Source organism: Actinoplanes oryzae (assembly GCF_030757795.1).
Taxonomy (GTDB): Bacteria; Actinomycetota; Actinomycetes; order Mycobacteriales; family Micromonosporaceae; genus Actinoplanes.
In genome coordinates this window covers 32,090-46,447 of record NZ_JAUQWH010000024.1, presented here as the reverse complement: position 1 = coordinate 46,447, position 14,358 = coordinate 32,090, and the positions used below count along the sequence as shown (strand labels likewise).

Here is a 14,358-nt window from a genome sequence, read left to right as displayed (position 1 = left end):
CAGGTCTTGTGGCGGGGTCGCTGACGATGCTAGTCCGTCAGCCATTCCGGCAGCGGCTCGCGGGCGTCGAGCCATTCCTTCGGTACGCCCTCCGCGCCCGTGAAGGCCGCCACCACCCCGCCCGCCATCGCCGCCGTGGTGTCCGTGTCCCCGCCCGCGGCCACGCACGCCTCGACGGCCGCGCGGTAGTCGCCGAGGTGCTGTGCCGCAACCCACAGCGCGAACGGCACCGAGTCGAGGGCCAGCGCGCCCGAGCCGTTGCCGAGCTTGTGGGCGGCCTCGTCCGCGTTCCGCAGCCGCCGGGCGCTGATCAACGCCGCGCGCACCCGGCTGTCGGGGGTGTGCGCGACCACCGCCCCGAGCAGGTCGACGGGCTCGCCGCTCAGCCGGGCGGCGGCAGCGGCCGCGGCGGCGACGGTGACCGCGACGGCGCCGGCGATGCCCTCGGGGTGCGCGTGGGTGACCTCGGCGGCCCGTGCGCCCTGGATCGCGGCGTGGACCAGCGAGTCGGCGTGCCACGCACCGAGCGGCGCCGCGCGCATGGCCCCGCCGTTGCCCGCCGAGCCCTGCCCGTCGAAGGCGGCGGCCGAGGCGATCGGCCACGGCGTGCCCGCCCGGATCTCTCGCAGGACCGCGAGCGCCCCGCGCCCGTAGCCGCGGCCGGGATCGAAGCGCCGGCCGAGCAGCTCGGCGAGCCGGTCCGGGTCCAGCATCAGCTCGTCACCTTGGGTGAGCGCGGTGACGACACAGCATGCTTCCTCGGTGTCGTCCGTCCAGCGCCACGGCGGGGCAGCGGCCGCGCCACCCAGCGCCCCGACGGCATCGCCCACGGACAGGCCCGTGAGGCTGTCGGCGGCCAGGGCCGCCCGGGTGCCGGGAAAGAGGGTGAATGCCATCGGTAGGCGCATCATAACCCCTTCCGCTGCTCACCCTGCGTAATTCAATCATGGCGCTGAATGACGGATTCGGTCTATCCCGCCGCGTGCACTACCTTCTTCGCATGGCCACGGTGTTGCTCGTCGAGGACGACCACGTCGTGCGCGGTGCGATGCTGCGGTCCCTGGCGGACCGCGGGCACGCCGTGCACGCCGTCGGCACGGCGCTCGACGCGCTGCGGCGCGTCGCCGCGGAGACGCCCGACCTGGTGGTGCTCGACCTCGGGCTGCCCGACCTCGACGGCTCCGACGCGCTGCGGATGCTGCGGGGCATCACCGACGTGCCGATCATCATCGCGACGGCCCGCGACGACGAGCAGACCGTCGTGCGGCTGCTGCGCGCCGGCGCGGACGACTACATGGTCAAGCCCTTCACCGGCGCCCACCTCGACGCCCGCATCACCACCGTGCTGCGCCGCGTCGGGCGGGCCAGCCGCGCCGCCCAGCCCGCCGTGCACGAGGTCGGCGAGCTGCGGGTGGACGTGGGCGAGCGCAGCGCCGCGCTGGGCGACCAGCAACTCAACCTGACCCGCAAGGAGTTCGACCTGCTGGCCTACCTGGCCGCGCGCCCGGGCCGGGTGGTCTCCCGTCGTGAGCTGTTGGAGGAGGTATGGCGACAGCCGTCAGTCGGCGAGGACCAGACGATCGACGTGCATCTGTACTGGCTCCGTCGGAAACTGGGCGAATCCGCGGCGAAGCCTCGCTACCTGCGCACCGTGCGGGGGGTCGGATTCCGGTTGGTGGCGCCGGACTGAGGGCCCGGCTGGCCTGGACCACGGCCGCCACCACCGCCGTCGCCGCGCTGTCGTTCCTCGTCCCGCTGGGCTGGGAGCTGCGCTCGGACCATCGTGAGCAGGCCCTGGCGGCCGCCGCCGAGAGCAGCGCCCGGGTGGCCGGCGCGGTCACGGCCGGCGCTTCCAAGAAGGGGCTCGAGGCGGCGGTGAAGGCCGCCCCGAACGCGGTGCTGCACTACAACGGCGCGACCACCAACAGCCGGGTCACGCCGACGGATCTCGCCGCTGCCTCGTCCGGGAAGACGGAGAAGGACGTCGACGGCGGGCTGGTCCTGCTCGAGCCGGTCACCGCGGGCGGCAAGACCTCGGTGGTCGAGGTGTTCGTCAGCGACGCCGAGCTCGCGGAGGGGACGGCCCGCGACTGGTGGATCCTGCTCGGCATCATGGCGGGGCTCGTCCTCGGCGCCGTGATCGTGGTCGACCGGCTCGCGCGGGGCGCCGTGGTGTCCGTACGCAATCTGGTGCAGGCGGCGATGGCAGTCGGCGGCGGCGATCTCGGGGTGCGGATCCAGCCCTCGGGGCCGCGCGAGCTGGCCGAGGCCGGTTACGCGTTCAACCGCATGGCCGACCGGCTCGTCACCTCGCGCACCAGCGAGCGGGAGCTGGTCGCCGACCTGTCGCACCGGCTGCGCACGCCGCTGACCGTGCTGCGGCTCGACGCCGAGGCGCTCGACCCGGACGACACGCAGATCATCGACCTGTCGGCGGCCGAGGTCGACCGGCGGCGCGGCATCCGGCGCATCCGGCAGGCGATCGTCACCCTCGAGGGCGAGGTCGACCAGCTCATCAACACCACGCGCGCCGCGGTGGCCGCCCAGGTCGCCGAGGCGCCCGAGGAGGGGCTGTGCGACGCCGCCGAGGTCGTGCGCGATCGCATGGTCTTCTGGTCCGCGCTCGCCGGCGACCAGAACCGCAAGCACCGGGTGGTCGGGGCGCAGCTGCGGATTCCCGTACCGGTGGCGCGGGCCGAGCTGGCCGCGGCGCTGGACGCCGTCCTGGGCAACGTCTTCCGCTACACGCCGCAGGGCACCGCGTTCGAGGTCGCCCTGACCCGGCGCGACGGCTGGGTGGCGTTGCGTGTCGACGACGCCGGGCCGGGCATCCCCGACCCGGAGAAGGCGCTGCAGCGCGGCCAGAGCGACCAGGGCTCGACCGGGCTCGGCCTGGACATCGCGCGCCGGGCGGCGCAGGACGCGGGCGGCTCGGTCAGCCTGGCCCGCGCGCAGCTCGGCGGGGCCAGCGTGGTGATGCTGCTCGCCGACGCCGAGGCGCCGCCGAAGCAGGCGAACCGGTTCGGGCTCGTCGGGCGGCTCGCGCGCGAGCGTGACCAGGCCCGCCGGAAGAAGACGGACGGATCGTGAGACCCGGCCGGGAATTACCCGTACGGCGCACTGCTTGCTTAGATCTGGATTAAAGGCGTTCCCCTGACGCGGGCGGGCTGGCACTCTCGGTCCCGATCCCATCCGGCTTCGTGGCCCGATGTCCCGCAGCAGTCCCCACGCCCTGGGTCCGCGAAGCCCCCGCGCGGTGGGAGGTGGTCACCCCATAGCCCCCTCCCACCGCGCACCCGCTGCACGAGGAGATGGTTTGTCCGCCCACCGACGGCTCGCGCTTCGTGGGGAAGCACCGAAGGGACGGCTGCGCCGCTGGCTGCCCCTGGCCCTGGGCGTCGCCATGCTGGGTGTCGGCGGCGTCGTCGGCCCCGGGATGGTGACAGGCACCCTGCCCACCGGCGGCGACGACACGAGCGGGACCGCCACGGGCCTGCCCGCCGACAATCGCGGCACAGGCATGGTCTTCGCCGGGCTGCGGGCGCCGGCCGAGGGCTCGCTGTGCTCGGGCACGTACGTGCTGGACACCGAGACCTGCACCACCGGGCCGGACACCGCCCCCGCGGGCCTGGCCGTGGGCGCCGACGTCGCGCCCGTCACCGCCAAGCTGGCCGAGCCGGCCGACCCCGCGCGCGAGGCCGCCGTGGTGCCCGCCGACGCCGAGGTCATCCGCGACGAGGGCGGCGTCGCGCTGTCGGCCACCGCCCCGGCGCTGATCCCCGACTTCGCGCCCGGCGACGCCGACTTCGTGATGGGCCCGCACGACGTGGCCTGCGCCGGCGACGGCCGCGGCGGCAAGCGCGTGCAGACGCTCTACCTGCACGAGTACGGCACGCCGAGCCGCTTCACCGACTACCTCGGCTCGATCCGCACGTGGACCGCCGGGGTCGACCAGATCTTCGACGCCAGCGCGGCCGAGACCGGCGGCTCCCGGCACCTGCGGTACGTGACCACGCCGAGCTGCCAGGTCGACGTCGCCGAGGTCCAGCTGCCCGCCGGGTCCCTGGCCTCGTTCCCCGCCACGATCGCCGCGCTGCAGACGCTGGGCTACAACCGGACCGACCGCAAGTACCTGATGTTCGCCGACGCCAACGTCTACTGCGGGATCGCGTCCTACGTGCCGGACAACCGGCGCGGCTCGGGCAACCGCAACAACGGCGGCCCCTCGTACGGGCGGGTGGACGCCGGCTGCTGGAGCTCCGCGATCGCCGCCACCGAGACCACCCGGATGCTCGGCGCGGTGCTGCAGGGCTCGCCCAACGCCACGGGCGCCGGCCGCTGCACCGACGACCACGACCTGCTGTGCGGCCCGGACCGCTCCGGCAAGAAGATCCGCTCGGTGTGCCCGCCCGGGCACGAGCTGCTCCTGGACTGCGGGCACGACGACTACTTCAGCACCGACCCCGAGCCGGAGAGCTGGCTCGACAAGAACTGGAACGTCGCCCTGAGCGAGTTCCTGCTGCGCGGCGACGGCGGCGACGACGTGCCGGACGCGCCCAACGCGCCGGCTCCCGCCTCCGCGGCGCCCTCCGTGCCGCCCGGCATCAGCGGGGGCATCGCGGACGGCGGCGGCGACGGCGTGGCGCCCTCGGGCAGCTCACCGGTGGCCGCCGCGGCCGGTCCGGTGCAGGCTGTCCTGGAGGTACGCGACCAGGACACCACCTCCGTCCAGCTGCTCTGGAGCGCCGCGGCGCCGGAGGCGAAATACGAGGTGGACGTCGACGGCGTCAAGGTCGCCACCACGTCGGCCACCCGGGCGCGGCTGGTCGGCCTGCGGCCCGGCACCAAATACACCGTGGTGGTCCGCAGCGCCGCCACCAAGTACGCGGCCAAGGGCGTCGCCCAGTCGGCGCCCACGGCCCAGCCGGCGGCGAACGCGTGGTTCGTCCTGTCGAACTCGCTGACCGGCGGGTCCGCCGATCTCTACGCGGCCCGCGACGCCGACGGCACCCCGATCACCCTGGGCGACGCGGACGGCGACGCCCAGGAGCAGTGGCAGCTGGTCCCGGCCGGGGCGGACACGTTCTCGCTCCGGTCACAGGCGTCCGGCAAGTGCGTCGTGCCGCTCGGCGGCAACCCGGTGGCCGGAGCCCCCCTCGTGCAGGGCGACTGCGGCCGCGACGACGGCCGGTGGCGGCTGTTCGCCACCCCGTACGGCTTCAGCCTGCGCACGGACGTCGGCGGGCTGGCCGCCGGCGTCGGTGCGCAGCGCTACGGCTGGGCGCGGCTGCTCGTCCTGCAGAAGCCGGACCAGGCCCGGCACCAGAGTTGGACCGCGGTGCCCGGCTGAGGCCGGGCCGGAGGAGAAGACATGTTGGACACCGATGTACGCCCCGAGCTCGAGACGGACGACGACGACCGCGGCGGCTTCAACCGGCGCCGGCTCATCCGCGTGGTCGCCGTGCTGACCCTCGGCATCCTCGCCGTCCTGGCGATCTGGCAGGACCCGGTCCACGCCGGCTTGTTCTAGGACCCCGCCGTGTAGTCGTCGATCGCGGTCAGCAGCCGTTCCTTGCCCGCGTGGTCGAGGAACGACGCGCTGACCGCCGCCTTGGCGAGCCCGGCGACCCCGGGCGCGTCCAGGTCGAGCAGGCGGGCGGCGACCGCGTACTCCCCCTCGAGGGTCGTCCCGAACATCGGCGGGTCGTCGGAGTTGATCGTCACCGGCACGCCCGCCTCGACGAAGAGCGGCAGCGGGTGGTCCTCGATCGCCGCGACCGCACGGGTGCGCAGGTTGGAGGTGGGGCAGACCTCCAGCGGGATCTGGTGCTCGGCCAGATAGGCGAGCAGCTGCGGGTCCCGCGCGGCGGAGGTCCCGTGGCCGATGCGCTCGGCGCCCAGCTCGCGCAGCGCGTCCCAGATCGTCTCCGGCCCGGTCGTCTCGCCCGCGTGCGGGACGCTGTGCAGGCCGGCGGCGCGGGCCTGGTCGAAGTACGGCTTGAACTGCGGGCGCGGCACCCCGATCTCCGGGCCGCCGAGCCCGAAGCTCACCAGCCCGTCCGCCTTCTCCTCCAGCGCGATGCGCAGCGTCTCCTCCGCCGCGGCCAGCCCCGCCTCGCCCGGGATGTCGAAGCACCAGCGCAGCTCGATGCCGAAGTCGCGGGCCGCCGACGCGCGCGCGTCCTCGATGGCGGCGACGAAGGCGGGTGCCGCGATGCCGCGCTTGACGCTGGAGTACGGCGTGACGGTCAGCTCCGCGTACCGGACCTGCTGGCGGGCCAGCTCGCGTGCGACCTCGTACGTGAGGGTGCGCACGTCCTCGTCGTCGCGGATCAGGTCGACGACGCTCAGGTAGACCTCGATGAAGTGCGCGAAGTCCCGGAACGCGAAGTAGTCGGCCAGCGCCGCCGGGTCCGCGGGCACCGGGGAGGTCCCCTCGTGCCGGGCCGCCAGCTCGGCGACGATGCGGGGCGAGGCCGAGCCGACATGGTGCACGTGCAGCTCGGCCTTCGGCAGTCCCGCGATGAATTCCGTCAGTCCGGTCACGTCACTCTCCCTTGTGCGCTACCACGAAGATGCGGCGGAACGGGAAGGCCACATGTCCGCTCCGGGCAGGGTAGACCTCGGCGAGCCTGCGTCCGAGGGAGGCTCGGAAAGCCTGCCACCGCGTGTCGTCGAGGGCCGCCTTGACCGGGCGCAGGGCGGTGCCTTCCATCCAGCTCAGGACCGGGTGGTCCGGGCCGGTGGCGGGGAGCAGATGGACGTAGGTGGTCTCCCACGCGTCCACCGAGGCGATCTCGGACAGCCGTGCCGCGTAGCCGGCCGCGTCGTCGACCGGCGCGTCCCGGATCCCCTCGATGGCGTACTCCTCGCTGCGGGCGAGCTCACGCAGGGCCCGGTGCGAGGGCGCGTCGAAGTTGCCCGGCACCTGCATCGCGAACCAGGCCCCGTCCGGGAGCGCCGCCATCCACTCGCTGATCAGCTCCTGGTGGCCGGGCACCCATTGCAGGGCGGCGTTCGTGACGACGACGTCTTCACCGTCGGGCCGCCACGTGGCGATGTCTCGTTCCTCCGCGAGGATCTTCGCCTTGGCGATCATCTCGGGCGAGGAGTCGATGCCCTTGATCGTCGCAGCCGGCCAGCGCTCGGCCAGGGTCGCGGTCAGCTCACCGTCGCCGCAGCCCAGGTCGACGACGGTACGCGGCGCGCGCGCCCCGATCCGGGCGACGAGATCGGCGAAGGGCCGCGAGCGCTCGTCGGCGTAGCGGCGGTAGACGGCGGGGTCCCACATGGCGGCTCCTTCTAAACCGTACGTACGTCTTGTTTGCACCGTACCATCGGGCGGTTACTGTTCTCGGTGTGGAAAAGCGCAGCTTCGGCCGGTTGGGCCGCGACGTCGGAGTGATCGGTCTGGGCGCCTGGCAGCTCGGCGCCGACTGGGGAGAGGTCACCGAGGAGGACGCCCACGCGACCCTCGCGGCGGCCGTCGACGCGGGTGTCACGTTCATCGACACCGCCGACGTCTACGGCGACGGGCGCAGCGAGCAGGTGATAGGCAGCTTCCGCAAGACGCGCCCGGGCCTGACGATCGCCACCAAGATGGGCCGCCGCCTGCCGCAGGAGCCGGCCAACTACACGCTCGACAACTTCCGGGCGTGGACCGACCGCTCCCGCGCCAACCTCGGCGTGGAGACGCTGGACCTGGTCCAGCTGCACTGCCCGCCCACCCCCGTCTTCTCCAGCGACGAGGTCTACGACGCGCTCGACACCCTCGTCGAGGAGAAGCGCATCGCCGCGTACGGGGTCAGCGTCGAGAAGGTCGACGAGGCGCTCGCCGCGATCGCCCGCCCGGGCACCGCCAGCGTGCAGATCATCCTCAACGCCCTGCGCCTCAAGCCCCTCGAGCGCGTCCTCCCGGCGGCCGCCGAGGCCGGCGTCGGCATCATCGCCCGCGTCCCCCTCGCCTCCGGCCTGCTCTCCGGCCGCTACGACGAGCAGACCACCTTCGCCGCCGACGACCATCGCACCTACAACCGCCACGGCGAGGCGTTCGACGTCGGCGAGACCTTCTCGGGCGTCGACTTCGCGACGGGCCTGGAAGCCGTGCGCCGCCTGCGCCCGGCCGTCCCCGAGGGCTTCACGATGACCCAGTTCGCCCTCCGCTGGATCCTCGACCACCCCGCCGTCACCGTCGTCATCCCGGGCGCCCGCAACGCCGGCCAGGCCCGCGCCAACGCCGCCACGGCCGCTCTGACGCCGCTGCCCGCCGAGGCCCACGAGACGGTCCGCGAGGTCTACGACGAGCTGATCCGCCCCCAGGTCCATGACCGCTGGTGACCGCCGCCCGGGCCACCGCCCCGGCGAACCCCACCCCGCCCCGCCGGCCCCCGGCGCCGGCCATCCCGGCGTGGACGGCCTCGGCGCGGGCAGCCACGGCGCGGGCAGCCACGGCATGCCCGCCGGAGGTTTCGCGAGCGCCGACGCGCCGACGGGCAGCTTCCCCGATGTCGGCGGTCCGGCCGCAGGTGGCCCGGGTCCCCGCATCAGCTGGCAGCCCGCCACCAGCCCGGGACAACCAGCGGGCAGCCCGGGACAGCCTCTGGGTGGCCAGGGACAGCCTCTGGGTGGCCAAGGCCAGCCCGCCGCGGGCCGGCAGGCAGCGGGTGGCTCATCGCCGTTCGGTGGCCGGCCGGGAGCTGGTGGGCCGCAACCGTTCGGCGGTCGGCCGGGAGCGGGTCAGCCGGGAGCGGGCGGGCCGCCGCAGCTGTCGCGGCCGGTGCCCAGCCAGTCCGAGCCGAGCGCCGCGGACACCATCGTCACGACCGGGCCGCTGGTGAGCAGCCGGGCGCGGCAGCCGGGTCCGCCGGGCGACGGCGACGCGACCAGTGCCTATCCGGAGGTCCCCGCCGCGCCGGTCGGTGATGCGCCGGTCGCCGCGCCGACCGGGGACGGGCCCGGCGCCGCGGAGGTGCCGCTCAAGGGCTGGAGCTGGCTGACGGCCGGCATGCTCGCCCTGGTCGCCGGTGTCCTGTGGACCGCCCAGGGCCTGGACGTCATCGAGGACAGCCTGCTCAGCGGCCAGGCCGCCCTGACGGTCGCCGGCCAGGTCGTCGCCGTCGCCGGCCTCGCCCTGATCGTGGTCGGCGTCCGGGTCCGCGCCCGCTTCAAGCGCGAACTCACCGCCGCCGACCAGGCCGCCGCCTGACCCCGCACCACAGCACCACCGCACCACCGCGCCACCGCACCACAGCACCACCGCGCCACCGCACTACAGCGCCACAGCACCACCGCGCCCCAGCACCACCGCGCCACAGCGCCACAGCGCCACAGCGCCACAGCACCACCGCACCACCGCACCACCGCACGGCCCGGTCTCCGCTCATCGGCGGAGCCGGGCCGTCGCTCTGTCGATCGCCCCGCGCCCGCCTGGGATCCGCTCACCGAGGCAGCACTCGCGCGGCCCCTCCACCGGTCACGCACCGCCGAATGCGGCGAAGCTCAGCACCCGCCCACTCGCATCCGCACGCACCCACACCCACCCGCACCCGCTAGAGCGCGCAAACGGTGGCCCCGCCTTTGAGCCGTCGCGCAGGCATCGAGCGCGCGGCTCGCCATCGCCGCGGGAGCAAGCGACCCGGGGCGCATTCGGCCGCCGCGTGGAAATGCAGGATGCACTTTCTTGCGCGTACCGGGAAATGCGGAACCCCGCTCCCCCGGCAGGCGACCGGGACAACGGGGTTCATCGCTGGAGCCGGTCTCCGCCAGGCGACCGGCTGCCGGCGTCGCCGCCGACGGGGTTGGTCTCAGATGGGGCGAACCTGCTCCGCCTGCGGGCCCTTCTGACCCTGGGCGATCTCGAACTCGACCCGCTGGTTCTCCTCCAGAGTGCGGTAGCCGCTCGTCTGGATGGCCGAGAAGTGGACGAACACGTCAGCACCCCCGCCGTCGACGGTGATGAAGCCGAAGCCCTTGTCTGCGTTGAACCACTTCACGGTTCCTTGCGCCATGCTGAACTCTCCTTCTGAAAATTCCGGCCCCATGATGCAGGGCCGATGGTCGTTTTCGAGCAGCGGCGCCGCGCACGGCCTTCAGAAGGAGCTGCCCTCGCGGAAAGGTCGTCCCCGCGAAAGGCTTACCACCTGAACCACTTACACAAAAACTGGCCACACTGTACCCGAAGAAGTGCCTCCGAGGCTTCCCCTTGGACGAATCGAATGCACTTCGGCAGGCATCGAGGCAGGGTCCGGGGCGGGCCCGGCGGCGGGCACGGAAAAGGCTCCCGGCGGGGCCGGGAGCCTTGACCACGGTCTATGCGTGCCGGGGTGGTCAGTCCGGCCAGGAGCCGGTCACCTTGCGGACGCCGATGTCGCCGCCGCGCTGGACGGCGGCCCGGACGACCGAGAAGATCGCGCCCTGCAGGGCGGCCGCGGCGAGGATCTCGCCCCAGCCCCGGTGCTCGTCGTGCGGGTCCGGGGCGTCGTCGTCGCCGGCGGCCAGCTTCCAGACCTCCTTGAAGATGACGCCCGCGATGGCACCGGCGGCGAAGCCGAGCGCGAGGCCGACCGGCTTCGTCGCGACCTTCTGGAGCTTGCCGCTCACCGACGCCTCCCTCGCACGATCAGGATGATGCCGACCAGGGCCACGCCCGCGGCGAGCAGCGCCGCGTACGGGACCGGGTTGCGGCGTACCTGCTCGGGCGCCTTGTCCAGGGCCTTGTCGACGGTGCCGGACTCGCGCACCTTGTCGTTGGCCAGCGCCACCTTCTGCTCGGCCTGGGCCGTGGCGGCCCGGACCTTGCCCGAGGCGGCCGCGGCCGCGGTGGTCGCGGCCTCGCGCACCCTGCCGGTCGCGTCGTGCAGCTGGGCCTTGGCCTTCTGCTTCTGGAACTCGACCTGCTCCTTGGCGCGCGCCTTGACGTCGGCCTTGGCGGCGAGCGCCTGGACGGTCTCGCCCAGCTCGGCCCGCGTCTGCTTGATCTCCTCGCGCAAAGCCTCGACGTCGGGCTTGCCCCCGGATCCGTTCTTGTCGCTCATGCCCGGCTCCTACCGCTCTTGATCGCGTGCTTGACCTCGTCGACGTCCGCCTTGGCGCTCTCGATGGCGGACTTCGGCTCCGGCGGGACGGCCTGGGTGACCTGCTTCTTGCCGAGCAGCGCCAGCACACCGGCCACGGCGAACAGCACCACGGTCCAGATCAGCGCGGCCGCCCACAGCGGCAGGAAGATGTTGAAAACGATGATGAGCGTGGCGATGAGCGCGCCCACGCCGTACATCGCGAGTACGCCGCCTCCGCCGAACAGACCCACACCGATGCCGGCGTGCTTGCCTTTCTCGGCCAGCTCCGCCTTCGCTAGTGCGATCTCGTCCCGGACTAGGCGCGTGATCTGTTCACTCGCCTTCTGGACCAATTCCGAGGTGGACTGGTCGGTCCCCGGACGGACCGGGCTACCGTTCAGGACATCGGCCATGGTGTCCTCCTTTCACAGCACGTGTATGCCCTGCCCAGCGGCAAGTCAATCCTCGTACCGGCAGGTCACCTCAGGCGCGTTTTCCGCCCGATCCGGCAGACACGGGCGAACCCGTCGCGGCGCCGCCCCCGGGCACGGGCAGCGGCACGGTCGTGTCGTCGGGCCCGGCGAAGGAGTTCGGCCCGGAGAGGGAGCCCGGCCCGGCGGAGGAGCCCCGACCGGCAAGGCCCACGGAGGAGTCCGGGCCGGCGGAGGAGTCCGGCCCGGCGGAGGAGTCCGGGCCGGTGAAGGCCGCCGCCCGCTCGTCACCATCGCTCGCCCCGCTGAAGACCAGCGCGTCCTCGGACGGCGGGGCGCTCACGTGGGTGTGATAGTCGTCGGCTCCCGAGCGGCGGGCGTCCCCGGCCGCGCCCTGGACAGCCTTGGCGGTCTCCAGGCCCGAGCGCTCGATGTTGGTGACGTCGGCGCGCATCCGCGGCAGCGAGTCCTTGCGGTGCTCGAAGACCCACGTGACGAGCCGCTCCCGCACGAGGCAGCGCAGGTCCCACAGCGAGGGCGCGTCGTTCGCGCTCACCAGCGCCCGCAGCCGGATCATGCCGCCCGTGGCCTCGGTGACCTGCAGCACGCAGACCCGGCCGTCCCAGAGCTCGGTGCCCTCGCAGACGGCCCGCAGCTCGGCGCGCAGCGGCTCGACCGGCAGCGACCAGTCGACGTCGATCTCGGCGGTGCCCAGGACGGCGGAGCCGCGCCGGGTCCAGTTCTGGAACGGCTTGGTGGTGAAGTACGACGTCGGCATGATCAGCCGGCGGTCGTCCCAGATCTGCACGGCGACGTACGTGAGGGTCAGCTCCTCGATGCGGCCCCACTCTCCCTCGACGACCACCACGTCGTCGACCCGCACGGCGTCGCTGAACGCCAGCTGCAGCCCGGCGAACACGTTGCCGAGCGTGCTCTGCGCGGCGAGGGCGGCCACGACCGAGACGAGGCCGGCCGAGGCGAGCAGGCTCGCGCCCACCGCCCGTACGCCGGGAAAGGTCATGAGCATGATGCCCACCGCGAGAATCACGATGGCCGCGACCGTCACCCGGCGGAGCATCTGCACCTGGGTCTTGAGCCGCCGGGCCTTCATGTTGTCCGACACGTCGGTGCGCCACCGGGACAGCGCCAGGTCCTCCAGGACCAGCAGCAGCGCACCGGCGAGCCACGCCACCGCGCCGATCACGAACAGCACGAGCGTGTGGAGCACCCCGGAGCGGCCGGGGAAGTCGCCGCCGAAGCCGCGGACGGCCGCCTGGACGGCGAACACCGTGGCGGCGAAGAGGAACGGGCGGTGCGCCGTGGTCGCCAGGTCGCACAGCAGCTGAGACTTGCGGCCGAGCCGTTGCGTGATCCGGTGCAGGATCTCGACGACGACGATCGCGGCGGCCGCCGCCACCGCGACGGCGAGCAGGACTTTCAGAACGCTGGGCACGTGGTTCCCTTCCCATGGGACGGCATTGCCAGCGACCTAGCTTGCCCCTTTCGTCTGTGTGTTCCACCTGCTTCGGCCGAGTCCGGGCTTGGCGTTGATCACATCTTCATCTGCCGTCCCGCGAGGTAACACGCGCGCAAAAAAGCGGCCGTCCCACGCAGGGAACGGCCGCTTTGCGCGAGGAACCGCGAGGAACGCTCAGACCTTGCGGTAGCGCACCTGGAAGAAGCAGTAGATGCCGAAGGCGGCGACGCCGAGGGCGATCAGGCCCAGGGCCCACGGCCCGTACGACTCCGCGGCGAGCGTCTTGACGGCGGCGTCCAGGCCCCGCGCCTTCTCCGGGTCGTACTGGACGGCGGCGGTGACGATCAGCGCGCCGGCGATGCCGTAGGCCACGCCCTTGGCGGAGTAGCCGGCCTGGCCGAGCCGGGTGGTGGTCTTGCGCACCGACTGGTTCATCTGCTGGGTGTTGAGGTGCTTGAGGAAGCCCTTCTTCACGCCGTAGATCAGCAGCCCGATGCCGATGCCGAGCACGACCACGCCGATCAGGCCGACCAGGAAGCGGCCGCCGGTGCTGTCCATCAGCGTCGAGGCGCCCTGCTGCGAGCTGTCGCCGGTGGTCGAGCTGCTGCCCTGCAGCACCTTGATGCCCAGGTACGCGAAGTACAGGTACAGGACCGTCCGGAAGCCGGAGATGACCCGCTCGGCGATCGCCTGCTTGTTCTGCTCGCCGCTCTCGCCGATCGCGGCCTCGAACGCCTGCCAGAGGGCGAGGCCGATCATGCCGATGACCGTGATCACGACGAGCGTCTTGCCGAGCGGCTGCTCGGCGAGGGTCTGGAACGCCCCGGACTGGGACCCCTCCGCGCTGGAGTCGCCGAAGGCCAGCTGCAGGGCGATCCAGGCGAAGAGCAGGTGGATGACGCCGTACGCGACGAAGCCGCCGCGGGCGAGATATTCGAGCGGCTTGCTGTCGGCCGCTCGCGATGCGGTGCTGCGAACGTGGGAGGAGGCAGTCATGGCCACGTATGTGACCAGCTGTAAATTTTTTCAAACCTGCTGTACGCAGCAGCTAAGTGTGCTACCGCGACACCTGGATGCCGATCTGGTCCGAGGTGATGCTGTCGAGCGACACCTGCAGCCCGCCGACGTCGACGGCCTGCTGGCCCTTGGTGAGCTGAATCTGCTCGCCGGCGACCTCGAGCGTCACCGTGTTCTGGTCGGCGCTGATGAACTTCGCCTCGACGCCGAGCACGCTGGCGCTGGCGTTGACGGTCCGGTCGATGGTGACGGTGCACTGGTCCAGGCCGCAGGAGACGTTGTCGCCTCCGCATCCGGTGAGCAGGCCGAGGCCGAGCGCGGCTGCGGTGAACAGGGCTGCGATACGCGGTGCGGTGTTCATCACCTGGTCAAGGGTACT

15 protein-coding genes and 1 pseudogene are annotated in these 14,358 nt (G+C 72.8%); 6 read left to right on the top strand and 10 right to left on the bottom strand.

Annotated elements, in window-relative coordinates; genetic code table 11:
• Positions 1-29 precede the first annotated feature (29 nt).
• Positions 30-896 carry an ADP-ribosylglycohydrolase family protein gene (locus RBH18_RS11250; RefSeq protein ID WP_306206636.1) on the bottom strand — a complete coding sequence of 289 codons (867 nt, stop codon included), beginning with the start codon at positions 894-896 and terminating at the stop codon, positions 30-32.
• 104 nt (positions 897-1,000) lie between these two features.
• On the opposite strand from RBH18_RS11250, the gene RBH18_RS11245 reads away from it, so the two are divergent.
• The 4 genes from RBH18_RS11245 to RBH18_RS11230 all read left to right on the top strand — a co-directional run bounded on the left by RBH18_RS11245 (position 1,001) and on the right by RBH18_RS11230 (position 5,530).
• The gene (locus RBH18_RS11245; protein ID WP_305786778.1) at positions 1,001-1,690 is read left to right on the top strand and encodes a response regulator transcription factor; all 690 of its coding nucleotides are present in this window, start codon (positions 1,001-1,003) and stop codon (positions 1,688-1,690) included.
• 77 nt (positions 1,691-1,767) lie between these two features.
• Complete coding sequence (locus RBH18_RS11240) at positions 1,768-3,090, top strand: HAMP domain-containing sensor histidine kinase (RefSeq protein WP_372338899.1); 1,323 nt, start codon at positions 1,768-1,770, stop codon at positions 3,088-3,090.
• Between the two features lie 226 nt (positions 3,091-3,316).
• Positions 3,317-5,350, top strand: coding sequence for an RICIN domain-containing protein (locus RBH18_RS11235; RefSeq protein WP_306206633.1), 2,034 nt, complete (start codon positions 3,317-3,319; stop codon positions 5,348-5,350).
• Between the two features lie 21 nt (positions 5,351-5,371).
• Entirely contained in the window at positions 5,372-5,530 is a 159-nt protein-coding gene (locus tag RBH18_RS11230) for a hypothetical protein (RefSeq protein ID WP_306206631.1), read from the top strand.
• Here the strand turns inward: RBH18_RS11230 and RBH18_RS11225 are convergent.
• Both RBH18_RS11225 and RBH18_RS11220 read right to left on the bottom strand, forming a co-directional pair.
• Positions 5,527-6,546, bottom strand: coding sequence for an adenosine deaminase (locus RBH18_RS11225; RefSeq protein ID WP_306206629.1), 1,020 nt, complete (start codon positions 6,544-6,546; stop codon positions 5,527-5,529). The genes RBH18_RS11230 and RBH18_RS11225 overlap by 4 nt on opposite strands.
• Before the next feature lies 1 nt (position 6,547).
• Positions 6,548-7,291 (bottom strand): methyltransferase domain-containing protein, encoded by a 744-nt coding sequence (locus RBH18_RS11220; protein WP_306206627.1) that lies wholly within the window; start codon positions 7,289-7,291, stop codon positions 6,548-6,550.
• 68 nt (positions 7,292-7,359) lie between these two features.
• On the opposite strand from RBH18_RS11220, the gene RBH18_RS11215 reads away from it, so the two are divergent.
• Positions 7,360-8,337 carry an aldo/keto reductase gene (locus RBH18_RS11215; protein WP_306206625.1) on the top strand — a complete coding sequence of 326 codons (978 nt, stop codon included), beginning with the start codon at positions 7,360-7,362 and terminating at the stop codon, positions 8,335-8,337.
• Positions 8,338-8,776: 439 nt separating this feature from the next.
• Positions 8,777-9,205 (top strand): hypothetical protein, encoded by a 429-nt coding sequence (locus tag RBH18_RS11210; RefSeq protein ID WP_306206623.1) that lies wholly within the window; start codon positions 8,777-8,779, stop codon positions 9,203-9,205.
• Positions 9,206-9,803: 598 nt separating this feature from the next.
• On the opposite strand, the gene RBH18_RS11205 is transcribed toward RBH18_RS11210, so the two are convergent.
• The 7 genes and pseudogenes from RBH18_RS11205 to RBH18_RS11175 all read right to left on the bottom strand — a co-directional run bounded on the left by RBH18_RS11205 (position 9,804) and on the right by RBH18_RS11175 (position 14,340).
• Positions 9,804-10,007 carry a cold-shock protein gene (locus tag RBH18_RS11205; RefSeq protein WP_007075740.1) on the bottom strand — a complete coding sequence of 68 codons (204 nt, stop codon included), beginning with the start codon at positions 10,005-10,007 and terminating at the stop codon, positions 9,804-9,806.
• 319 nt (positions 10,008-10,326) lie between these two features.
• Positions 10,327-10,599, bottom strand: a complete 273-nt coding sequence (locus RBH18_RS11200; protein ID WP_306206543.1) for a DUF4235 domain-containing protein — start codon at positions 10,597-10,599, stop codon at positions 10,327-10,329.
• Entirely contained in the window at positions 10,596-11,033 is a 438-nt protein-coding gene (locus tag RBH18_RS11195; RefSeq protein ID WP_306206541.1) for a DUF3618 domain-containing protein, read from the bottom strand. The genes RBH18_RS11200 and RBH18_RS11195 overlap by 4 nt, the downstream gene beginning before the upstream one ends.
• On the bottom strand, positions 11,030-11,467 hold the full coding sequence (locus RBH18_RS11190) for a phage holin family protein (RefSeq protein WP_306206539.1): 438 nt from the start codon (positions 11,465-11,467) through the stop codon (positions 11,030-11,032). Before RBH18_RS11190 ends, RBH18_RS11195 begins: the two co-directional genes overlap by 4 nt.
• Before the next feature lie 456 nt (positions 11,468-11,923).
• A pseudogene (locus RBH18_RS11185) lies at positions 11,924-12,938 on the bottom strand (mechanosensitive ion channel family protein); the annotation flags it as partial.
• Between the two features lie 198 nt (positions 12,939-13,136).
• Complete coding sequence (locus RBH18_RS11180; protein WP_306206536.1) at positions 13,137-13,958, bottom strand: DUF1206 domain-containing protein; 822 nt, start codon at positions 13,956-13,958, stop codon at positions 13,137-13,139.
• Between the two features lie 61 nt (positions 13,959-14,019).
• Positions 14,020-14,340 carry a hypothetical protein gene (locus RBH18_RS11175; RefSeq protein WP_306206683.1) on the bottom strand — a complete coding sequence of 107 codons (321 nt, stop codon included), beginning with the start codon at positions 14,338-14,340 and terminating at the stop codon, positions 14,020-14,022.
• Between the last annotated feature and the right edge of the window lie 18 nt (positions 14,341-14,358).